Origin of the sequence: Actinomyces sp. 594 (genome assembly GCF_019325145.1) — a bacterium.
Taxonomy (GTDB): domain Bacteria; phylum Actinomycetota; class Actinomycetes; order Actinomycetales; family Actinomycetaceae; genus Actinomyces.
The window spans coordinates 23,827-29,697 of sequence record NZ_PIZC01000030.1; the positions used below are offsets into that span (position 1 = coordinate 23,827).

Consider the following 5,871-nt stretch of genomic DNA (forward strand, 5'->3'; position numbering starts at 1 on the left):
AGGCCTCGGTGGAGTCCATGGCATCCTCGTCGGGGCGCTGCTGCGGCGGGGACTTCATGAAGAAGGAGGCCGGGGACAGCAGCGGTCCGCCGATGCCGCGGTCCAGGCCGATCTTGGCGGCCCGGATGGCGTCAATGACCACGCCGGCGGAGTTCGGGGAGTCCCATACCTCCAGCTTGTACTCCAGGCTGACCGGGGCGCCGCCGAAGTTGCGGCCCTCCAGGCGTACGAAGGCGAACTTGCGGTCGTCCAGCCAGCCGACGTAATCCGAGGGGCCGACGTGGATGTCCTTGTCGGCGAACTGCTTGGAGACGTTGGAGGTGACCGCCTGGGTCTTGGAGATCTTCTTCGACATCAGCCGCTCGCGCTCCAACATGTTCTTGAAGTCCATGTTGCCGCCGACGTTGAGCTGGTAGGTGCGGTCAATGGTGATGCCGCGCTCCTCAAACAGGCGCGCAAGCACCCGGTGGGTGATGGTGGCGCCGATCTGGGACTTGATGTCGTCGCCGATGATCGGCAGGCCGGCGTCGGTGAACTTCTGCGCCCAGGCCGGGTCGGAGGCGATGAACACCGGCAGGCAGTTGACGAAGGCGCAGCCGGCGTCGATGGCGCACTGGGCGTAGTAGCGGTCCGCCTCCTCCGAGCCGACCGGCAGGTAGGAGACGACGACGTCTACCTGGGCATCCTTCAGGGCCTGGACCACGTCGACCGGGGGCTCGGAGGACTCCTCAACGGTCTCGCGGTAGTACTTGCCGAAGCCGTCGAGGGTGACGCCGCGCTGGACCTTCACACCGGTGGGGGCGACGTCGGCGATCTTGATGGTGTTGTTCTCCGAGGCGTTGATGGCGTCGGCCAGGTCGAGCCCGACCTTGGCTGCGTCGACATCGAAAGCCGCCACAAACTCGATGTCCGAGACGTGGTAGTCACCGAACTGGACGTGCATCAGGCCGCCTACCGTGTCGGTCGGCTTGGCACCCGCGTAGTGGGTGACACCCTGCACCAGCGACGACGCGCAGTTGCCCACGCCGACGATGGCGACACGTATCTTGCTCATCTGTTCTCCTAATCGGCCAACCCATGACCGTTCGAGGATCTGACGCGCACGATTTTAACGATCTTCCCTGGTCAGAGCATGTCACGCCCGTGAATTAGCGGCATTCAGCGAATGCGCAGCCCAGCTGAGGCCGGCGTCAGTGTGGGAACCGTCACGTACGTCGGAGGCAAAAGCGGCCTGCTGGTGGCGTGCTTCGACGAACACATCGAGGCGCTGCACACCGGCCGCCCTCCGGCCAATGGCTGATTGGCCTGCTAGCAGTTGTGTTGCTCGGTGACGCCATCCTGTCGCTGAGACCGCCTGCATTCATCCACGTCAGTCTCACCGGAGTGGGGTTTCCGCGGCAGTGGTGGTGGGCTACTGGAGGTGGCGCGCATAGTCCATAGGCGTACCGCTACCGGGACCACGCGCTCTCATGTCACCAGATGCACCACTTTCCCGGTCGGCTCCACATAAGCATCAGGCTCCTCCCCCGCCATCCAGGGGAACACGCGCCTGCTCTAACTACTCCACCCTCGAAAGTGGTGCATCCAGTGACACCAACGGCTCTCGAACACGCCGTCTCAGCGGGTGCGCGCCTCCACGCGCCGCGCCATCGCACCCAGCGCCCAGTTGATGATCACGTAGATCACCGCGATGATCACGTAGGCGGGCAGGTAGACGTCCAGGTGTGCAGTGACGCGCGCGGAGGAGGTCAGCAGGCGTCCGGCGTACATCAGCTCCAGGTACGCAACCACGTATCCCAGGGAGGAGTCCTTCAGGATCGTCACCAGCTGGGTGATCAGCGTCGGCAGCATCAGGCGCAGCGCCTGCGGCGCCAGGATCAGCCGCATGGTCTGGCCACCGCTCAGACCCAGCGCCTGGGCGGCCTCGGTCTGGCCGCGGTCCAGGGCGAGCACCCCGGAGCGGAAGACCTCCGCCGTCGTAGCCGAGGAGCACATGATGATGGGCACGGTAAGCATCCAGAAGGGAGTCAGCGTAAGTCCCCAACGCGGCACCGCCAGCAGGAAGAAGTAGATCAGCAGCAGCATAGGGACGGCCCTCATGGTGTCGATCCACACGCCAACCATGGTGCGCCCCAGCCACGAACGGCTCATACGCGCCCACCCCAGGGCGATGCCCAGTGGGAAGGACAGGGCGGCACCGACCACGGTGACCAGCATGGTGTCGGCCAGGGCTCGCCCGAGGTAGCCGACCACCGACTGCCCCAGGAAGTAGCGCCACTTGGGATAGGCGAGCTGGCCGGCCTGGCCGAGCTGGAACAGAGCCGCTGCGGCAAGCACCAGGACGATCAGGGTTACCAGCACCGACCCGATGAGGATACGGCGCCGTCCCTTGGGGCCCGGGGCGTCGAAGAGCAGGTCGGCGTCGGTGGCGCCGGATGCAGGGGCGGGAACGCGTGTTGTCATCACGCTCATGCGCGGGCCTCCCGTCCAGAGATGCGACGCTCAAGCAGGCCCCCGAGCTTGGTGGCCAGAAAAGCAATAGCCAGATAGGTGAGCCCAGAGGTGAGGAAGGTGATCACCGCCTGCGCGTAGCGCAGGTTCAGCTGCTGGGTGACATTGGTCAGCTCGGGCACGCCGATCGCGGCGGCCAGGGAGGATCCGATCAGGCAGGAGATGAAGATGTTGACCAGGGGCTGAATGGTGCGGGCGAGTGCCTGCGGCAGCACCACCGAGGCGATGATCAGTCCGAAGGGCATGCCCAGGGCGCGGGCCGCCTCAATCTGGCCCTTGGACACGGAGTTGATGCCCGAGCGCACCGTCTCGCACACGAAGCCGGAGGCGGAGAAGACGATGGCTGTGACCGCCGCGGCGAACAGGGACAGCGGCACGCCTGCCCGGGGCGCGGCGAAGGCCGCCAGGATCATCAGGCACAGGGTGGGGATGTTGCAGGCGACCGTCACCCAGGCGGCGCCCAGGGTGCGCAGCGGCGGTATCGGGCTCACGCGGAAGATCGCGATCACCGTCCCGACGACGAGCGCGCACACGAATCCGATTACGGAGATAGTCAGCGTCGTGGCCAGGCCCTGGCCGATCATACCGAGGTTGTCGGTAATGGCATTCATAGGCACCTCCTCCGGGGTGGCGGGTGGCCGACCCCGTCTGGGACGACCACCCGCCGGGTACTGCTTGGGGCGGGACGGACCGGCCGGCTCGCGTCAGTCGGTTGCCTCCGCCGTAGCGTCGGTGGCTGCGGTAGCGGTCACATCGGCGATCTCGGATCCGGGCACGGAGCCGAGGGCGGGCGGCTCGGGAGCCTCGCCGCCGATGATGGCGCCAATGGTGGCCTCCCAGATGGCGTTCCAGGTGCCGTCGTCGTAGATGGTCTGCAAGAACGTGTTGACGAAGGCCTGGGCGTCAGAGTCCTTGGGCAGGCCGATGCCGTAGGGGTCCTCGGTGAAGGGCTCGCCGACGATCTTTACGGCGTCATTGGACTGCACCTCACTGAGCTCGAGGGACTGGTCGACGACGTAGGCGTCCACCTGGCCGGCCTCCAGGGCAGCGACGCAACTGGAGTGGTCCTGGAACTGCGCCTGCTCGGCCTCGGGGGCGGCCTCGTCCAGGGCGGGGCCGGAGGAGGAGTTGGACTGGACGGCGACCTTCACGCCGGCCAGGTCGTCGACGCCGTTGATGTCGGTCTCGTCGGCGCGGACGAGCACGGACTGGCCGGAGGAATAGTAGGGGCCGGCGAAGGCGATCTTTTCGGCGCGCTCAGGGGTGATCGTGTAGGTGGCGAAGACGGCGTCGACCTGGCCGTTCTCGAGCATGGTCTCCCGGGTGTCGGAGGTGGCCTGGGTGACCTGCAGCAGAGAGCGGGCGTCGTCCCCGCCGATGATGTAGCGGGCCAGCACCTGGGCGAGGGCGGCGTCGAAGCCGGAGATCTCACCGGTGGCGGGATCCTCGATGGAGAACACCTCTGAGGTCTTGGTGCCGCCGGTCTTCAGTACCCCGGCATCCCGGATGGCCGAGGCCCAGGTGGAGGCGGCCACAACATCATCCGCGGCAACCGGGCCGGAGTTGATGACGGTGTCGTAGTCGACGGCGCCGGCTGAGGCGTCGACCGCCTGGCCGTCGGCGCCAGTGTCGGCGCAGGCCGCCAGCACGGCGGCGATCGAGGCAGCGCCGGCGGCGGTCAGCAGGCCGCGGCGAGACAGGCCGGGAAGAACAGACATGGTGGTTCCTTTCGACGATGGTTGAAGGAGCGGTTGAAGTAGTAGTCGATGGCAGTCGGCCCGGCAGCGCCTCAGTGGCTGAGCACCTTGGACAGGAAGTCGCGCGCCCGCTCGGTGCGCGGGGCGGCGAAGAAGTCCGCCGGCGCGGCGAGTTCCACGATCTGGCCGCCGTCCATGAAGGCGACGCGATCGGCGACAGAGCGGGCGAAGCCCATCTCGTGGGTGACTACGAGCATGGTCATGCCTTCTGCTGCCAAGTCTTTAATGACGTCGAGGACCTCGTTGATCATCTCCGGGTCCAGGGCGGAGGTGGGCTCGTCGAACAGCATGATCTTGGGGTCCATTGCAAGGGCGCGAGCGATGGCGACCCGCTGCTGCTGTCCGCCGGACAGCTGTGGTGGGCGCTTGGCAGCCTGGTCGGCGAGGCCGACGCGTTGAAGCAGCTGGCGCGCGCGGGCCTCGGCGTCCGCCTTGGGTACCTTGCGCACGCGGGTGGGCGCGAGAGTGATGTTGTCCAGCACGGTGCGGTGCGGGAACAGGTTGAAGGACTGGAAGACCATCCCGACCTCAGCCCGCAGGCGGGCCAGCTCGCGCCCCTCCTCAGGTAGGAGCTCACCATCGATCTCGATGGTGCCGGACTGGATCGTCTCGAGCCGGTTGATGGTGCGGCACAGGGTTGACTTGCCGGAGCCGGAGGCCCCGATCACGGCGACCACCTCGCCGCGGTGAATGTCCAGCGAGACGTCGTCGAGCGCCTTGAAGTCGCCGTAGTACTTGCTGACGTGGCTGATGCGCACGAGCGGGTACTCAGTGCTGGAAGGGTTGGCGGGAGCAGGCACAGGAGCCTCTTCTCGTATTAGGGGCGAATGGGACTGAGACTGTCTCAACGACAGCAGCAACACATTCGCAAAACCACAGGTTCCCTCCGGTTCGGGTTCGCGGCGCCCGGCCGCGATCCGGGTTGGACCGAGCGGTACGCGCCAAGTGCACAGTAGCACCCGCACCCCGGGAGCGAGCATGCAGGTATCCAGCATTCGGGCGGACTGCGAGTGGCATCACAGCCCCGTCTCGGCAGTTGAGACACGCTGCGAGCCAGATGCAGAGGGGACTCCTGCATGGCTGCGTTGCGAACTACGATCCAGCCATGACCCCTGATGTCATCGACACTGCAGTCACTTCCCGCCGCCAGGCCCCTACCCCACCGTCCTGGACAATTCCCAGGTTAAGTCATGTGGAGTACTCCGGACGGCCCCTGCACGCGCTCGCAGGTGGTAGCCGAGCATGGCGCCAACCGCCACGCCACAGAAGGAGCGGTCAGCCAGCTGCCCCAGATCCTCAGGGCACCTACTCTGAGAACCTCCGGCAGTGATCCTTCCGCGTATTCACTTACCTTGATGAAACCCGGTGCGCTTCAGATGCAGGGCTGCTATGAGTACGGCTCCTGGGACGAGGTGCGCAGTACGCGCCGACAGAGTGTTTTCGTCCGATCAGGAGTACGACGGGTTGTGGGCGCTCAGGACCGCCACAACGCCACTGACCACCCCGGCCAGGGCGCGGCCTCGAACGCTGATGGTAGTCTCACCAAGGTCACGGTTTGCTAGTCACTCGGGAGGAGAGTCGGCATGAATGACAATGGCGAAGG

At 66.2% G+C, this 5,871-nt stretch carries 5 protein-coding genes; all 5 read right to left on the reverse strand.

From position 1 onward, the window contains the following. Nucleotides 1–1,054 (reverse strand): inositol-3-phosphate synthase (locus tag GZ998_RS04100; RefSeq protein WP_219109111.1); only part of this gene is annotated, 1,054 nt, incomplete at its 3' end. A gap of 563 nt (nt 1,055–1,617) precedes the next feature. After that, entirely contained in the window at nt 1,618–2,472 is an 855-nt protein-coding gene (locus tag GZ998_RS04105) for an amino acid ABC transporter permease (protein WP_257505038.1), read from the reverse strand. Further along, nucleotides 2,469–3,122 carry an amino acid ABC transporter permease gene (locus tag GZ998_RS04110; protein WP_162679323.1) on the reverse strand — a complete coding sequence of 218 codons (654 nt, stop codon included), beginning with the start codon at nt 3,120–3,122 and terminating at the stop codon, nt 2,469–2,471. Before GZ998_RS04110 ends, GZ998_RS04105 begins: the two co-directional genes overlap by 4 nt. Before the next feature lie 93 nt (nt 3,123–3,215). After that, nucleotides 3,216–4,229 carry a glutamate ABC transporter substrate-binding protein gene (locus GZ998_RS04115; protein ID WP_162679322.1) on the reverse strand — a complete coding sequence of 338 codons (1,014 nt, stop codon included), beginning with the start codon at nt 4,227–4,229 and terminating at the stop codon, nt 3,216–3,218. 71 nt (nt 4,230–4,300) lie between these two features. After that, a complete protein-coding gene (locus GZ998_RS04120) occupies nt 4,301–5,068 on the reverse strand; it encodes an amino acid ABC transporter ATP-binding protein (RefSeq protein ID WP_308807156.1) in 768 nt (255 codons plus the stop codon). Between the last annotated feature and the right edge of the window lie 803 nt (nt 5,069–5,871).

Coding starts and splice junctions, on each gene's coding strand:
- GZ998_RS04115 (WP_162679322.1), bottom strand. CDS start 4,229: ATGTCTGTTCTTCCCGGCCTGTCTCGCCGCGGCCTGCTGACCGCCGCC.
- GZ998_RS04105 (WP_257505038.1), bottom strand. CDS start 2,472: ATGAGCGTGATGACAACACGCGTTCCCGCCCCTGCATCCGGCGCCACC.
- GZ998_RS04110 (WP_162679323.1), bottom strand. CDS start 3,122: ATGAATGCCATTACCGACAACCTCGGTATGATCGGCCAGGGCCTGGCC.